Source organism: Streptomyces sp. NPDC030809 (assembly GCF_055572195.1).
In genome coordinates this window covers 91,588-105,033 of record NZ_JBVIDV010000005.1, presented here as the reverse complement: position 1 = coordinate 105,033, position 13,446 = coordinate 91,588, and the positions used below count along the sequence as shown (strand labels likewise).

At 72.5% G+C, this 13,446-nt stretch carries 17 protein-coding genes; 9 read left to right on the top strand and 8 right to left on the bottom strand.

The genetic code is table 11. The features are described from left to right. Positions 1 to 34 precede the first annotated feature (34 nt). A complete protein-coding gene (locus ACZ407_RS08950) occupies positions 35 to 238 on the bottom strand; it encodes a hypothetical protein (protein ID WP_468126743.1) in 204 nt (67 codons plus the stop codon). A gap of 78 nt (positions 239 to 316) precedes the next feature. After that, on the bottom strand, positions 317 to 1,171 hold the full coding sequence (locus ACZ407_RS08945; protein WP_468126741.1) for a CHAP domain-containing protein: 855 nt from the start codon (positions 1,169 to 1,171) through the stop codon (positions 317 to 319). Between the two features lie 390 nt (positions 1,172 to 1,561). Here ACZ407_RS08945 and ACZ407_RS08940 point away from each other — a divergent pair, with 390 nt between their 5' ends. After that, the gene (locus ACZ407_RS08940; RefSeq protein ID WP_468126739.1) at positions 1,562 to 2,173 is read left to right on the top strand and encodes a GPP34 family phosphoprotein; all 612 of its coding nucleotides are present in this window, start codon (positions 1,562 to 1,564) and stop codon (positions 2,171 to 2,173) included. Positions 2,174 to 2,316: 143 nt separating this feature from the next. Here the strand turns inward: ACZ407_RS08940 and ACZ407_RS08935 are convergent, their stop codons facing one another. Continuing rightward, entirely contained in the window at positions 2,317 to 3,852 is a 1,536-nt protein-coding gene (locus tag ACZ407_RS08935) for a phosphatidylinositol-specific phospholipase C domain-containing protein (protein WP_468126737.1), read from the bottom strand. Between the two features lie 284 nt (positions 3,853 to 4,136). Here ACZ407_RS08935 and ACZ407_RS08930 point away from each other — a divergent pair, with 284 nt between their 5' ends. From ACZ407_RS08930 to ACZ407_RS08920, 3 genes are read left to right on the top strand one after another with little or no spacing between them, the layout of a single operon-like run. Further along, a complete protein-coding gene (locus tag ACZ407_RS08930; protein ID WP_468126735.1) occupies positions 4,137 to 4,391 on the top strand; it encodes a hypothetical protein in 255 nt (84 codons plus the stop codon). Beyond that, complete coding sequence (locus ACZ407_RS08925; RefSeq protein WP_468126733.1) at positions 4,369 to 4,971, top strand: RNA polymerase sigma factor; 603 nt, start codon at positions 4,369 to 4,371, stop codon at positions 4,969 to 4,971. The genes ACZ407_RS08930 and ACZ407_RS08925 overlap by 23 nt, the downstream gene beginning before the upstream one ends. Then, positions 4,968 to 5,963, top strand: a complete 996-nt coding sequence (locus ACZ407_RS08920) for a hypothetical protein (protein WP_468126731.1) — start codon at positions 4,968 to 4,970, stop codon at positions 5,961 to 5,963. Before ACZ407_RS08925 ends, ACZ407_RS08920 begins: the two co-directional genes overlap by 4 nt. 245 nt (positions 5,964 to 6,208) lie before the next feature. On the opposite strand, the gene ACZ407_RS08915 is transcribed toward ACZ407_RS08920, so the two are convergent. Together ACZ407_RS08915 and ACZ407_RS08910 are read right to left on the bottom strand one after the other, a co-directional pair. Beyond that, positions 6,209 to 6,571: a hypothetical protein gene (locus tag ACZ407_RS08915; RefSeq protein WP_468126729.1), complete on the bottom strand. Its 363-nt coding sequence runs from the start codon at positions 6,569 to 6,571 to the stop codon at positions 6,209 to 6,211. Positions 6,572 to 6,603: 32 nt separating this feature from the next. Further along, on the bottom strand, positions 6,604 to 7,101 hold the full coding sequence (locus ACZ407_RS08910; RefSeq protein ID WP_468126727.1) for a DUF1360 domain-containing protein: 498 nt from the start codon (positions 7,099 to 7,101) through the stop codon (positions 6,604 to 6,606). A 269-nt stretch (positions 7,102 to 7,370) separates the two neighbouring features. Between ACZ407_RS08910 and ACZ407_RS08905 the strand changes: the two genes are divergently transcribed. Continuing rightward, positions 7,371 to 8,120: a phosphodiesterase gene (locus tag ACZ407_RS08905; RefSeq protein WP_468126725.1), complete on the top strand. Its 750-nt coding sequence runs from the start codon at positions 7,371 to 7,373 to the stop codon at positions 8,118 to 8,120. 2 nt (positions 8,121 to 8,122) lie between these two features. Here ACZ407_RS08905 and ACZ407_RS08900 read toward each other — a convergent pair whose 3' ends face one another. Further along, positions 8,123 to 8,863, bottom strand: coding sequence for a class I SAM-dependent methyltransferase (locus ACZ407_RS08900; RefSeq protein WP_468126723.1), 741 nt, complete (start codon positions 8,861 to 8,863; stop codon positions 8,123 to 8,125). Between the two features lie 195 nt (positions 8,864 to 9,058). Here ACZ407_RS08900 and ACZ407_RS08895 point away from each other — a divergent pair, with 195 nt between their 5' ends. Continuing rightward, complete coding sequence (locus tag ACZ407_RS08895) at positions 9,059 to 9,532, top strand: SPW repeat protein (RefSeq protein ID WP_468126721.1); 474 nt, start codon at positions 9,059 to 9,061, stop codon at positions 9,530 to 9,532. Between the two features lie 238 nt (positions 9,533 to 9,770). On the opposite strand, the gene ACZ407_RS08890 is transcribed toward ACZ407_RS08895, so the two are convergent. Beyond that, positions 9,771 to 10,007 carry a hypothetical protein gene (locus ACZ407_RS08890; RefSeq protein ID WP_468126720.1) on the bottom strand — a complete coding sequence of 79 codons (237 nt, stop codon included), beginning with the start codon at positions 10,005 to 10,007 and terminating at the stop codon, positions 9,771 to 9,773. 125 nt (positions 10,008 to 10,132) lie between these two features. Continuing rightward, positions 10,133 to 10,849, bottom strand: a complete 717-nt coding sequence (locus ACZ407_RS08885) for a YqjF family protein (RefSeq protein ID WP_468126718.1) — start codon at positions 10,847 to 10,849, stop codon at positions 10,133 to 10,135. Between the two features lie 375 nt (positions 10,850 to 11,224). Between ACZ407_RS08885 and ACZ407_RS08880 the strand changes: the two genes are divergently transcribed. From ACZ407_RS08880 to ACZ407_RS08870, 3 genes are all read left to right on the top strand, one after another. After that, positions 11,225 to 11,605 (top strand): STAS domain-containing protein, encoded by a 381-nt coding sequence (locus ACZ407_RS08880; protein ID WP_468126716.1) that lies wholly within the window; start codon positions 11,225 to 11,227, stop codon positions 11,603 to 11,605. Between the two features lie 81 nt (positions 11,606 to 11,686). Then, on the top strand, positions 11,687 to 12,088 hold the full coding sequence (locus ACZ407_RS08875; protein WP_468126714.1) for an ATP-binding protein: 402 nt from the start codon (positions 11,687 to 11,689) through the stop codon (positions 12,086 to 12,088). A 159-nt stretch (positions 12,089 to 12,247) separates the two neighbouring features. Continuing rightward, complete coding sequence (locus ACZ407_RS08870; RefSeq protein WP_468127110.1) at positions 12,248 to 13,444, top strand: hypothetical protein; 1,197 nt, start codon at positions 12,248 to 12,250, stop codon at positions 13,442 to 13,444. Positions 13,445 to 13,446: the final 2 nt, after the last annotated feature.

Below are 13,446 nucleotides of genomic sequence, written 5' to 3'. Positions count from 1 at the left end.
GGACGCGGCTGCCCGCCGGGCGTATCCGGGGCCCTCAGGCCGGCCAGCGCTGCGTGCGCCGGCCCAGGGCCGGGTCCGGCGATGCCCGGGCAGGCGCCCAGCCGCTCCAGCGCGGCGACTCGCCGTGGTGGAGGACCACGCCGACCACCCGCTCGCCGTGCGGCCGGAGGAACTCGAACCGCACGTCCCCGCACAGCGCGGCGTCCAAGGCGCCCAGGGGGGACGTCGTCGGCTCCATCCGGACCTCCGGACCTCCGGACCTCCTGGCCTCGTGGCGTCGGGCCGCGTCGCCGCATCGTAATCCTGCGCGCGGACGCTAAGCGGTGACCGTGAAGCCGTGTGCCTTCCCCAGGGCGGTCAGCGAGGTCGCGCCGGGCACGCCGTTGCAGTCGTCGGGGCCCCAGCCCAGGCCGTGGCGGTCGGAGTGCCGGCGCTGGAACCGCGCGTACGCGGCCACGGTCAGGCTCCCGTACGAGCCGTCGTGGGCGTACGCGTCCGCCAGCAGCCCTTCGGCGGCCAGGGCCACCTCCACCACGTTCACCTCGGCCGGATGGGTGGTGGCGCCCTGCCGGCCCCCGGGATCGCGCCGGGCCGCGTCGACGAGGTGCGCGAGCAAGACCCGAGGCTGCTGCGGCCGCGGGGCCGGGACGGAAGCCTTCGCCGTGCCGCCGAGCGCGGGATCCGCGCAGACGGTGCCCTCGGCGAACGCCGGGACGCCGTAGCCGTACGGACTCCCCGGCCCGCGCCGCGGCCGCACCCGCAGGTACACGCCGTCGCCCTGCGGACTGCCGTTCGCGTTGGTGTTGCCCTCCACGGTCCAGATCGAGTCGGCGTCGTAGGCGTAGACGACACCGACGTGGTCCTGTCCCGCGCTGCCCAGGTAGAACGGGCCGCCGAGGACCGGGTAGTCGGTCCACCGGCCGGCGTGCTTCCACCACCGCACGGCGGTGCTGCAACTGGCCGTGATCGGCCATGAGTTGCGCTCGCCGAGCTCGTCGGCACCCCACGCGGTGAACACCGCGCACCACGGCATGCCCTGCGACCACTCCAGGCCGGCCGTGGCGGGCGAGAACTTCTGGACGTTGTTCCAGTTGCCGTCCGCGTCCCGGCCCTCGTGGTATCCGGCCTGGCTGCGGAGGAGGTTGACGTACTCGGTTCGGGACAGGGCCATGGCGCCTCCTGGGCGTGCCGAGGGCCCGCGCGAGGCGGGTCCCGGTAAGGGGTGGGCCGGAGCCGGGTCCGGATCCACGGGTGTCGGGTGGTGCCGGGGGAGGAGGGGGATGGCCGCAGGGCGACGGCGCCGATGCCGGGGGCGTGCCGTCGGTGGTGCGGTGCCGTCGATCGCTGCCGTTCTGCCGGACGAGGAGGGTCTACCCGTTCGCGCCCGCGCCCCCACCTGAATCCTCGTACCAGGGACGGGGGAAACGGACCGGACCACTGCGCGCCGCCCTGCACACCGGGCCGGCGGGGGACACTGGGGAGCGCACGGCACATGGCCCACACGCCACATGACCCACCACGTCAGGCACCGCACCTCCGACGACTCCGAGGAGAGCCGCACATGACCACGGCGACCGACCTGTTCCTCCTGGCCCTGGACCCGCAACCGCACCCGCAGGACCCCGTGGGGCAGGGCGACCTCTCCCTCGCCCTCGCGGCAGCCGAGCTGATCGACCTCCTCGGCGCCCAGGCCGTGGTCCTGGACGCCGGGCGGATCGTCCCCGGCGGGCAGCCGGCACTGGACGACGCCCTGCTGGACGCGGCGTCCTCGGCAGTCGTCAGGCAGGCGCCCCACGAGCCGGTGGAGGACTGGCTGTGGCGCCGGGGCCGCGACCTGGCGGCGGTCTACCAGCGCGCCCTTGAGGAGGACGGGCAGCTGGCCCCGGCGCGGCGCGGCCGGCTCTCCTTCGGGGCCGAACGCCTGGAGCCGGTGGACTCACCCGCCCGTCAGCGGGCCCGCAGCCGCTGGGAGGCGGACGAGCCCGTCCTCGCCGCCCTCGCCGAGGTCCTGGGCATCCGCGGCCCGGGCCGCCCCGACGGGCCGGCCGCCCCTGCCGACGAAGCCGTCACGACCGTGCTCGCGTGCGTCAACGACGCCGTGATGGAACTCGAAGCGGTACGCCAGCGGCGCTCCATCGAGAACGCGGCCTTCGCGAACATCTGGCGGGGGTGACACCCCGGCGCCGCCAGGGACGCGCCGGTTCCCGCCATCCGGCCCGCTGCGCCCACCCCTGAGCCTCGACGCGCGATGGAAAGGGGCAGGCCGCCCCTCCCGAAGGAGGGGCGGCCCGGGGCTTGCTCTGCAGGGACGCGGTGCTACTTGGGGCAGACGTCCTGGGTGACCTTGCCGCTCGTGGCGGAGGCGGTGGCCGGGTCCATGGACAGGCACAGGCCCGTCCAGTTGTTGATGAAGTAGTACGCCGGCCGGGACCCGGTCGGGGTGGCGAGCTTGGTCGGCATGACGTTCCACATCTGGCTGCCCGAGAACCAGCGGGTCTCGCACGGCCACCAGAAGAGCTGGGTGCCGGCGGGCGGGGTGACCCCGTTGTTGTACGGCATCGTCAGGCACTTGCCGTTGCTCGCCTTGATCCAGAAGTAGCCCTTGCCGTCGAACGTGTCCGGCTTCGTGGCCACCCACTGGTGGCTGCTGGGCGGGCTGGACTGGCACGGGCGCTGGGTGACCAGGCCGCCCTCCTTGGAGCTGTCGAACTCCGGACCGCGCACCATGCACCGGTCCTGGTGCAGGCTGTTCACGTACGTCTTGTCGGCGGTGACCAGCCAGATCGACCGGTGGCCGCCCTTGACCATGTTGCCGGCGTTGTGGTCGATGATCGCGTTCACCAGGCCCCAGCCCGGGAAGTCCATCATGACGATGCCGACCCGGCCCACCGTCCCGTTGAGGTGCCTCATCAGGCCGTAGTTGACCGCGGCGATCTCGACACCGGCGAACTTCTGCGGGGACAGGTCGGGGAACTTGGAGGCGGAGGAATACGTCAGGTACAGGTCACTGGCAGAACCCGCCATCGCCCTGTTGACGTTGTCCCGGACGTAGCCCCACTTCGCCGGGACGCTCTCCGCCTCGTAGTGGTCTTCCTTGTGGTCGTTGAAGCCCTTGAGCCCGTACGTGTCGTCGGCTCCGGCATTGTCGAAGCTGCCCAGGACCACCTTGCCGCGGACCTGCCCGAGCGTGGGCACGTTCGCCCGCCCGCCACCCGACACCGAAGGGGCGTAGAAGAGGCCGGGGTACTTCCGCAGGTACTCGCCGAAGATCGCCCGGACGGTCTCCGGGGTCGCCGTCTTCGGGTCGTTCGCGCAGGCGGTGGCGGAGGTGTCGTCCCCGTATTCGCACTCGGCCCGCAGGCGCATCACGATCGCCTCGGTCGGGTGCGCGCGGAGGAACGACTGCGCCTTGGTCAGCACGTCGTCGAAGTTGGCGTTCTGGTAGTAGACGCCGTGGTGGATCGTGAAGGAGGCGTTCCCGGACACGCGGGCCCGGATGTCGATGGCCCGGATGCCGCGGTCGAGCTGCGCCGCCAGGGTCTCCGCGCTGTCGCCCCAGTCGTCCTGCGTCTGCGCCCAGATCCCGTGGAGGGCGAGCGTGTCGTGGGTGCCGGGGATGGACATGTTCGAGAGCGGAGTGTCGCTCGCGATGCCCCACATCCACTCGGCGCGGTCCGGCTGGCCGAGGTTGGACACCGCGTGCTCGTTGGTCGAACCGGCCGCCCCGGCGGGAGCGGGGCTGAGCAGCGCGGCGCCCAGGGCGAGGCAGGCGGCCGACACGAGACCGGCCAACCGGCGGGAGCGCCGGAGCGGTCGTACGCCGTCGGCGTGGCGGGGGGTGGGGCGGGACATGGGACTCCTGTCCGAGTACGGATGGCAGTGCGGAACCCACCTTGCCCCCCACCGCTTACGTCCCCCTTACGTTCCGCTGGCGTCCGACGCACGCCGTGCGCGAGGCACCCGGCAGGAACCCGCCGTCCAAGCCGTAGGGGGGGCGGTACCGGCCGGGGCCCGCGGCCGACGGGAACGGCGGGCACAGCCCTGCTCTGACCAGCCAGATGTCACAACTCGCGCCTCCTGCCGCTCTGTTGCTGCACATTCGATGCGCTGCATGGTGCGAGTAGGGAGTGACCAGAGTGGATCCGGTTGTGGCAGGGGCGGTGGCGACCGTGCTCGTCAGTGCCATCAGCGGCGTGGTGAAGATCGTCCACCGCCGCTTGATCGCAGATGTCGAACTGGCGCGGATCGCCGACGAAGGGGCGACGGCCCGGGTGCGGTACGCCGCCCGGCACGGCGCGATGCAGGAGTCGGCCGGCCCGCGGCGTTTCCGGTTCGCACCCGAGTCGCAGGGGATCGGGGGTGGTTGTGATGGAGGATGCCGGCACTCCTGAACTCCTCGTCGAGGCGGTACCCGACACCCCACCCCTGGAAGCGTCGGCCCCGGCACTGCCGGGCCGCCAGTTGGCGGAGGCCCTGCACCACGAGCAGTACCCGGCGCTGGTCCGCTTCCTGCTCATGTCCGGAGCGTCATGGTCCGAGGCCCAGGACGCCGCCCAGGACGCGTTCACCAAGATGTGCACGCCGGGCCTGGCCATCACCTTCCCGAAGGCATGGCTGCGCAAGGTGGCTTGGCGGTCCTGGGTCAGCCAGCAGGTCCGCCCCGAGGAAGCGTGCGCGGAGCTGCCCGAGCCGCACCACACCAGCTTGCGCTGGCAGACTCCGGCCCAGGCTGCCGAGATCGGTGAGGAGGAGCGGCAGGTCATCGCCCAGCTCCTCAAACTCCCCTCCAAGCAGCGAGCCGCTCTGGCGTGGACGCTCGACGGCTTCACCACCGAGGAGAGCGCCCGCGCCATGGGCACCACCCAAGCAGCCGTCCGCCAGAACCTGACCCGGGCCCGCGCCGCGCTGAAGGCAGGGCTCGGCCTGGAGAGCGAAGACCGGCACGAGGAAGCGCCGAAGGGAGAATCATGAGCGCCACCCCGACCCCCAGCAACGCCCCCGGCCCCACCGACCACCTCGACTCCCTGCTCGCCTCGGCGCACCGGTCCCTGGGCAGGGCCGTAAGCGACCGGATGGCGGCTCAGGGAGGCACTCCCGAGCTCCGCGACCCCGAGCTCGCCCTGGACCGCCTGCTGGCCGCCGCCCACCGGGCCACCGGCTCCGCGGTGCGGGAACGGCTGCACCAGCCCTCCGGTCACGCCGGCGAACGCCGTCCGCTGCCTTCCGAGGCGGCATTCGCGCCCTACCGCCCGCTGGCCGGCCGCCGTGCCTCCGTTCGCCTGAAGTACCGTCGTGAAGCGCTGCACCTCGCCGGGATCTACTGGCCGCGCGACCTCGCCCTCGCCGTGCGCACCGCACTCTCCACCCTCGGGAAGCTCAGCCAGTTCCTGGAGGCCGGGGAGGTTCCGCCGGGTGCCGGCTGGCTCATCGAGAAGCTGACCGAGCAACTCGCACACGTGGAGGCCCTGCCGGCCCCGCAGGACCGGCCCAGGCCCGACCTGGTCGGATCCGACTACCTCACCGAGGTCCAGACCCTTCTGGAAGCCCACGTCGAGCAACTCCTGCGCGACGTGCACAACGCCCAGCACCTCATGGAGGAGGAGCTCGTCCCGCTCCTCGGCCCCGCCGTCCGCGACGGTGGCGAACCCGACGGCCTCCTGGGGGCCGACGTGATCACGCAGGACCTCACCGAAGACCTGGAGCACGCGCACGACCAGGCTCTGGCCCTGCACCGCGTGGTGGCCGCCGTCGAGCGCGTCAGCAGCGACTTCGTCGGCGAGGACCTGAGCCAGGCCAACCTGGACGACGTACCGCTCAAGGGCATCCGCTGGGATGCGGCCACGCTGTGGCCAGTGGAATGGGAGGCCTTCATCCGCCAGGCCTCCACCCCGGCCAGCGGTGAACACGGCGTGCTGATCGTGGCCACCGAACCGCACGACACCGCCGTATCGGCGGACGTCTGACCGGGCACGGTCCACGCGGGCGATGCATGGCGCAAGGCGCTCGCGAACCCCCGAGGGGCCCGCAAGCCCGGGGAGGCGTACGCCGTCGGCTCGGGATGCACGGTGCCTCCCGCTGCGGCGGCACCCCTTCGCGGACGCCGGGAGGCCAGTGCCCCGGCCCGGCACGCGGCGGGCGCCGAGGATCGGAATCCGAGGCCGCCGCCGAGCCGGTGCGCAAGGGCTGAGCCGAAGGGCCCGCGAGCCGGTCACACGGCTCGCCGGGCGGCCGCCTTCCACCACGCCACCAGCCACGCTGCCTCCTTGGCGGCGTCCAGCAGATAGGTGGCGGGGATGCGCCGGCGCGGGACGTACACGAGGTCGATCGCGAGGAAGGTCAGTGCCGTGCCCATCCCGGTACGACGGGCGTGGCGCACCCCCCGGGGGTCGCCGCCCGCCAGCAGCATGCTGATCCCCGCCGAGGCCAGCAGGGCCCCGCTCGTCTTCTGCAGCCAGCCGTCGGCCTTCGCGCCGTAGACCCGTTCGAATGTCCTGAGCGAGAGCACCGGCCACAGGCCGCCGACGACGTTGAACAGTCCCTGGGCCCGAGCCAGGGCCACCTCACGGTGCATGACCGCCTCCTTGCTTCTGCTCCGGGTCTTGCTCATGGCTTCTCGGAGGCACGGACAAGCCGGGCGTAGGCCAAGTGGAGGGCGTCCGCGGTGGCCACCGCGGCGAGGGTTTCCTCCACCGCTCCGACTTCGCGCGGCCAGACCCGTCCCGCACCGATCAGGGTCGTGGCAACCCACACACCCAGGCAGAACGGGCAGCCGAGCAGGGCCCCGAGCACCCGGTGGGACTCCCTCGGGACCTCGTTCAGCTCCGCCGGGCCTCCTGCCCCCTCGACCTCCGTGAACGGCTCGCGCAACGGTCGCGTGATCTTGGCCTTGCTGATCAGCCGGCTGAGCCGGAACGTCGCGACCCCGGTCAGCAGTACGGCCGGCACGCGGCCCGTGCGCGTGTGCACGTGGCCGCGCCCGGCAGACCCCCCGCGGGTCCTCAGCGCCCGGCCCCAGGCGGCCGCGTAGGTGCCGAAGACGGCCAGGGCCACCAGGTGCGCGGCCCGCTCGCCGCGGGCTTCGGTACTCGGAATCCCCGTCATGAGCTGCGCCTGCCCGTCCCGCCGCGGGGGAACCCTGCCGTCGGCGCCGCGGAGGCGGCGGTGAAGCGGTCCGGGCGTCCGAAACCGCGCGGTCATTGCCGCGACGGGGTTTGGCCGGGGGTGGGGTGGACAGGCGCCCGGACCGGGCACCGGTCTGCCGAACCGCACGGCGGCCCGGACACCGTGTCCCCGGGCCCGGGCACCCCGCCCGGGAAGTCCGTCGAAGAGACGGAGAAGAGACGGAAGAGCAGAGGTGCGCAGAAGTGCCCGTGTACAGGTCCCATTCGGTCGGCCGGAGCCCGGGAAGCCGGCTCGTCGCGGCCCTGGTGTTCCGCATGGCGCGGGCGGTGGCGCGCCGCCGGGGCTGGCGGCCCGCACTGCATCCGCACGGGGCCGTGTTCACCGGCCGCCTCGTCGTCACCGCCCCCCGCGCAGGCCCCCGCGGCGGCTCGTGGGGAGTGCCGTGGCTCGACGAGGCCGGGGTTCATGCCGTCACCGTCCGGTGGTCGCGAGCGGCCGGACTGCCTCCCGTCCTGCCGGACGGGCTCGGGCTCGCTCTGCACATCGAGGACGTCGACGCAGCGGGGAAGGGCCTCGACCTGCTGCTCACCAGCAGTGGCAGCAGCCGCCTCGGCCGGCATCTGCCGCTGCCCCGCGCCCACGCCACGCGCGGGCCGTACTCGACCCTCCTCTCCTACGTCGTAGGGCGAAGCCAGGGTGTCGTCGCCGCATTCCCCGTGCCGGGCACCGCCCGAGTGGCGGCACACCCGGCCGCCCTGCGGACTGCGATCGCGCGCCGTCCCCTGGCCTTCGACCTGCGGTTGGCGACGGAGGGAGGCTGGCGAACCCTGGCCGAGCTGGTCCTCCAGGAAGAGCAGCCGCCCGACGGCCTCATGTTCGACCCCTACCTCAACTCCGTGCCCGGCTTCAGGCCCGGCGCCCGCCTGCGCACGGTGCGCACCGCCGCGTACGCGGGTTCCCGCTCAGGCCGCCGCACCCCGGGTCCGGGCGGCCGGTAGGTCTACGGTTTGCGGGTCACCCAGAGCAGTTCCGCCGGCCAGCGGTGCGCCCAGTCGGGCGGGTCGGTCTCGTTGTAGCCGTTGAGGGTTCCGCGTTCGGGTCGCGGTTCGATGAGGTCGTCGATGACGAGGCCCGCGCCGCGCAGGACCCTGACCCAGCCGCCGTACGTGAGCTGGTAGCTGGTCGCGTCGTCCCCCTCGGCGATGGCGTCCAGCCCGAAGTAGTCCCGTTGCAGCGTCGTGGTCACCCGTCGGGCGGGTTCGTCGTAGCAGGCTTCGAACCACGGGCTGGCGACGTTGAACACCAGGCGCCCGCCCCCGCGCAGGACGCGTGCGGCCTGGGGGACGGCCAGGTGCGGAGGTGCCCAGCTGAGTCCGCCGAAGTCGCAGAACACCAGGTCGAAGCTGCCGTCGGCGAAGGGGAGTTGTTCGGCGGCGCCCTGCACGAGCGGGTAGCGGACGGCTCCCATCGCGTGGCTCGCTGCGGCGAGTTGGGCTTCGGAAAGGTCGAGCCCGACCACGGTGGCGCCCTCGGCGGCGAGCGCCCTGGACCACTGGCCGGCGCCGCAGCCGAGTTCGAGGACCCGCTTGCCCGCGACCTCGCCCAGGGCGTGCAGGTGCGCGTCGGGGATGGAGTACATGCCCCACAGCCGTGGGGTGGCGCCGATGCGCGGGTCGTGCGCGTGCTGGTAGTCGCTGCTGATCCGGTTCCAGAACCGCCGGTTCGCGGGGATGCTGTCCACGCGCCGACTCCAGCACTGCCCGCCGGGGGTGGTCAACGGGATTTGGCGGCTGGCCGGCCGGCCTGTCGGCGGAGGCGCCGCACCCGTGCACTTTCCGTCGAGCGTTATGCACCGAAGTTGCAGTATCTGTCCCTTTTATTCCTTTCTTATCTGGGTAGGGGCGGTTTCGGAATCTTGGTCCCAGAGGAGGTCGTGATGGCATCAACCCACCGTGCACCGATCGAGGAGCACCCCGACCTGATGGAGCTGCGCGCCCGGCACGACCGTGCGGTCGCCACTCCGAAGGCGCAGATGATCGAGGCCCTCGCGGTCCTGACCGGGCTCTACCTGGCCGCCTCTCCCTGGATCGTCGGCTTCAACGACTTCACGACCCTCGCGGTCACGAACCTGATCGCCGGGCTGGCGTACATGCTGCTGTGCGGCGGCCTCGGCACCTCGTACGAGCGCACCCACTCGATGGCGTGGGCGGCAGCCGCCCTCGGCATCTGGACCTGCGTCGCCCCGTGGGTGGTGGCGGGCGACGTCGCCCACACCCGCTCGATCACCAGCAACCTCATAGCCGGCGCGATCGCCTTCATGCTCGCCCTCGCCGCGGCCTCCGGCGCCCGTGACCGGAGCACCCGTCCGCGGGCCCGGATGGCGGACCGGCCCATGTCCAGCCCCCGCTAGTCGAGCCGTATGCCGCCAGAGAGTTGCGGCGCAGCCGACCGCCCTCGCGCACCATCGGAGTGCGAGGGCGGTCGGCTGCGCGGTCCACCCGGGGCCGAACGGGTCCTTCGGCCCCAAGCGGCCGCGGTGCACGCGGGGCTGACGCCTGCCCTTCCGCCGGCACCGCGGGCCGGCCCGCGGCACGCCCGCCCGGGGCGGGCCGGGCGATGCGCCCCGCGCCCCTCCACGGCAGTGCGGCCTATGCCGCATCCCCGGGGGACGGGGCCCGCTGAGAACCCTCCGCCGACGCACCCTTTCCGGTGCCCATGACCTCCCGCGCTGCGTCCTTGAGCTTCTGCGCCGCCTCCTCGATCCGGCCCTTGCCGTCCGACCCGGAGACGCCCCGCCCGCGCTCCTCCTCGGGGGACACATCGCGCTCACCGGTCACCTGCTCCAAAGGCGACCGGCCGTCCTTCCTCTCCTGCGGATCAGGCATGACAGTGCTCCCATGCTTCCGTTCCTCGTACTGCTTCGTACTGATTCGTACTCGGACCTGGCACCTGTCCCCTCCACGGCACTTCAATCACGCGCTCCACGGCACTCCCGTCGCGCGCGGCGGGCTCAGGCCGGCCGGGCGGGGCCGAGGGCGACGGGCCCGACGCCGGGAGAGGTGTGGGCCAGGGGTTCACCGCAGGGATCGGGCAGTCCGGCAGCGCGGGTCAGTCCCTGCCCGACCTTGGCCGCCGTGCCTCTGACCAGGGGCCAGGGCTCGTGCCGGACCGGGGTGCGCCAGAGGCGTCCCGCCCGGGCCGAGTAGGCGTGGAAGCGCTGCGTGAGCCACGTGTCCAGGGGGCCGGCGGCTTCCGCGCCTTCGGTCCGTACGACGAGGTCGTAGCCGGTGCCGGCGGATCTGCGGCGGCCGGTGTAGCGGCAGCTCATGCCGCCGGGCGCGACGGTGAGCCGGGCGAGGCGGTAGGGCACGCCGAGGGTGCAGGCCGCGAGGAGCAGCGGCTGGGTGACGTCGAGCGAGAAGAACCACAGGCCCGGGGGCCCGCCGCGGTGCCGCACGTACGTCCGCAGATTCGTCTCCGGGAACGTGTCCGGGACGAGCGGCAGCCCGAACACGCGCACCCCGCACATGACGAAAGGCGTCAGGCTCACCCAGGCCCGCCCGCCGAACAGGTCGGCCTCCAGCCCCGCCGGCAGCAGCGCCTGCACGTCTCCGGGACGGTAGGACCAGTGCACGAACGCCTGCTGCCGCCAGTGCATCGTCATCACCGGCACCCGGACGGCCGGCGCCGCGGCAGCAGCACCGTCGTTCGAGGGCACCCAGTCCACCAGCCCACCTGCTTCCGGTCCTCCGGTCCTGCCGTCCTTCGGTCCTGCCCCCACCCCGCGTTCGCGAGCACGCGCAGGCGCGACCCGGCGCTGCGGCCCCTGCGCCCGACCTGCGTCTCGCGCCGTCACCTGCTCTTCGCTTCTCACCGCTCCGCGGCCTTTCATCCGGAGTCCCGGCAACCCGCCGCCGCGTACCGGGCCCATGCCGATCCCGGGCCCCGGATCCGGCAGGCTCTGGGGGCTCGCCGGGCGAGCCGGGGCGTACGGTGGTAACACCCCCGCCCGGGGCTGCTGACCGGCGCACGGACGGCCGGAACCACGGCGGCGACCGCCGGCGACGGCGCGGGTGTGCGGGACAGCAAGGAGGCGGCGGTCATGAGCACTGGCGCTGGAGGCCTGCCGATGCCGGCACCCGGACTGAAGACGGACACGGTCCGGGTCGGGGACGCCCTGGTCTGCGTCCTGTCCGGCGATCTGCACACCGGCACCAGGACCATCGCAGAGCCGGCCCTGCGCGAGGCCCTCGGGGCCCGGCCCCGCCTGCTCGCGATCGACCTCGATGCGGTGGAACTGTTCACCGCGGAGGGCCTGAACCTTCTCCTCGCCGTACGTGACGCCGCCCGCGCCCAGGGCGTCGCGCTGGCCCTGATCGCCCCCAGCCCGGCGGTCGAGCAAGTGCTGCAGGTGACGGGAACCTCCCGCTCCTTCGTCGTCCACTCCACCCTCGCGGAAGCTGCCGCCCACAACCCGCACTGACCGCGTCGGCCCCCCGGGGTGTGACCCGGCGCTCGATGGGCAGGCGCGAGGACCAACCCGCCGGCCTGCTGGGGACTGCCCATGGGTGTTCCGCCCTCGGCCATGCGCCACCAAGAGCTCGACCTGGACGAGTCCTCGGCGGCGGAGGTGTGCAGTGCGGGCATCGCCTGGGTGCGCCGGACCATCGCGGATTGGAACCTGCCGGCCGGAGACGGGGACGCCGTCCTCGTCGCCGCGGAACTGCTCTCCAATGCGGTCAAGCATGCCGGCGGCGCCACGCGCCTCGCCCTGGACCAGCACGAGGGCCTGCTGCGGATCGCCGTCAGCGACCGCAGCCCCGCCGCACCCCGCCTCACCGCACACCACCCCGGAAGCATCGGCGGCCACGGCCTGTTCATCATCGACCGCCTCGCCCGGCACTGGGGAACCCGGCCGGAGCCACGCGGCAAGACCGTCTGGGCGGACCTGCCCCTGCCCACCTGACGGGCGCGGACACCGGCCCCCCCGCGTGACCACCACCCCATCGAGCCCGGCCGGCACAGGGGTTTCATCCGCCCGGCACGAGGCAGTGGCGGTGTCAGGCATGCAGTCGTGATCCGTCCGGGACACGTGGCACATCAGCCTGGGAAGCCGGTGACCGTCATGGCCTTCAATCCGCTCGAACAGCGTGGCATCCCCCTCGACCGCCAGCTGCGCAGTTGGCGTGAACTCGACGTGGCCCCGATCGACCCCGACGCAGCCGACCCGTACACCCGCTGCCGCATCATCACGATGAACGGCATCGAGGTGGAGGCGATCCTCTTCAGCCACACCCTCGCCCGCAATTGCGTGGACCCGGAGGTCAAACGGCAGCTGGCCCGCACCCGCTACATCGAGTCACAGCAGCAGAAGGCCGTGAACTGGCTGCTCCCGGGGGTGTCCTCCGTACTGGAGACGACGATCGCCTATGAGCAGGTGGCCGTGGACCTCACTGCCTGGATCGCCCGCATGGAGCCCGACCCGTACCTCACGCAGGCCTACGAATTCGGGGTCCTGGAGGACTTCGACCACCTGTACCGGTACGCGAACCTCTACGAAATGATCGAGCACCGCAAGGCCGACGCGATCGTGAACGGGTTCACCGAGGTCATGCCCGGCCGCCCCACGGCGATGCACCACCGGGACCCGGTGGACAACGTGCGCGATCCCTACGACAAGGCGGCCACCGAGCCGCTCTCGAAGCTGCACGCGCTGACCATCCTGTCGGCCGAGCAGCAGACCATGAACTTCTACATGAACACCGGACCCACCTACATGGAGCCCATCGCGCGCCGGCTCTACCAGGAGATCGGCCTCATCGAAGAAGAGCACGTGACCCACTACGAGTCACTGGTCGACCCCGGAGAGACTTGGTGGGAACAGCTGGTCAACCACGAGTACAACGAGTGCTACCTGTACTACTCCTTCATGGAGCAGGAGACCCACCCCAAGGTGAAGGCGCTGTGGGAGCTGCACCTGAACATGGAGCTGGAACACCTCCGGATCGCGTGCGACATGATGCGCCGCCACGACGGGCGTGAGCCGGAGGAGGTGCTCGCCCCGGAACTCCCCGACCCGATCACGTTCGAACCGAACAAGGGATACCTCCGGGAGCTCCTGGCCACGCAGATCGACCTCACCACCCTCGGCGCCGGCTACGTCCGGGACGCGCACGAGCGCTTCGAGAAGATGCAGGCACAGATCCACGGCGGTGAGGCGCCTCCCAGCGACCGGGTCGTACAGCAGCACCAGGAGTTGTTCGGGAGGGACTACCGCATCGAGAGCGACGGCCCGCACCCCGACCCCCGGCTGCGCGCCTGACC

Bases quoted from the DNA above. Each gene is read 5' to 3' on its own strand.
- ACZ407_RS08895 (WP_468126721.1), top strand. From the start codon at position 9,059: ATGGCATCAACCCACCGTGCACCGATCGAGGAGCACCCCGACCTGATG.
- ACZ407_RS08875 (WP_468126714.1), top strand. From the start codon at position 11,687: ATGGGTGTTCCGCCCTCGGCCATGCGCCACCAAGAGCTCGACCTGGAC.
- ACZ407_RS08870 (WP_468127110.1), top strand. From the start codon at position 12,248: ATGGCCTTCAATCCGCTCGAACAGCGTGGCATCCCCCTCGACCGCCAG.
- ACZ407_RS08920 (WP_468126731.1), top strand. From the start codon at position 4,968: ATGAGCGCCACCCCGACCCCCAGCAACGCCCCCGGCCCCACCGACCAC.
- ACZ407_RS08925 (WP_468126733.1), top strand. From the start codon at position 4,369: ATGGAGGATGCCGGCACTCCTGAACTCCTCGTCGAGGCGGTACCCGAC.
- ACZ407_RS08910 (WP_468126727.1), bottom strand. From the start codon at position 7,101: ATGACGGGGATTCCGAGTACCGAAGCCCGCGGCGAGCGGGCCGCGCAC.
- ACZ407_RS08935 (WP_468126737.1), bottom strand. From the start codon at position 3,852: ATGTCCCGCCCCACCCCCCGCCACGCCGACGGCGTACGACCGCTCCGG.
- ACZ407_RS08950 (WP_468126743.1), bottom strand. From the start codon at position 238: ATGGAGCCGACGACGTCCCCCCTGGGCGCCTTGGACGCCGCGCTGTGC.
- ACZ407_RS08890 (WP_468126720.1), bottom strand. From the start codon at position 10,007: ATGCCTGATCCGCAGGAGAGGAAGGACGGCCGGTCGCCTTTGGAGCAG.
- ACZ407_RS08915 (WP_468126729.1), bottom strand. From the start codon at position 6,571: ATGCACCGTGAGGTGGCCCTGGCTCGGGCCCAGGGACTGTTCAACGTC.
- ACZ407_RS08940 (WP_468126739.1), top strand. From the start codon at position 1,562: ATGACCACGGCGACCGACCTGTTCCTCCTGGCCCTGGACCCGCAACCG.
- ACZ407_RS08880 (WP_468126716.1), top strand. From the start codon at position 11,225: ATGAGCACTGGCGCTGGAGGCCTGCCGATGCCGGCACCCGGACTGAAG.
- ACZ407_RS08945 (WP_468126741.1), bottom strand. From the start codon at position 1,171: ATGGCCCTGTCCCGAACCGAGTACGTCAACCTCCTCCGCAGCCAGGCC.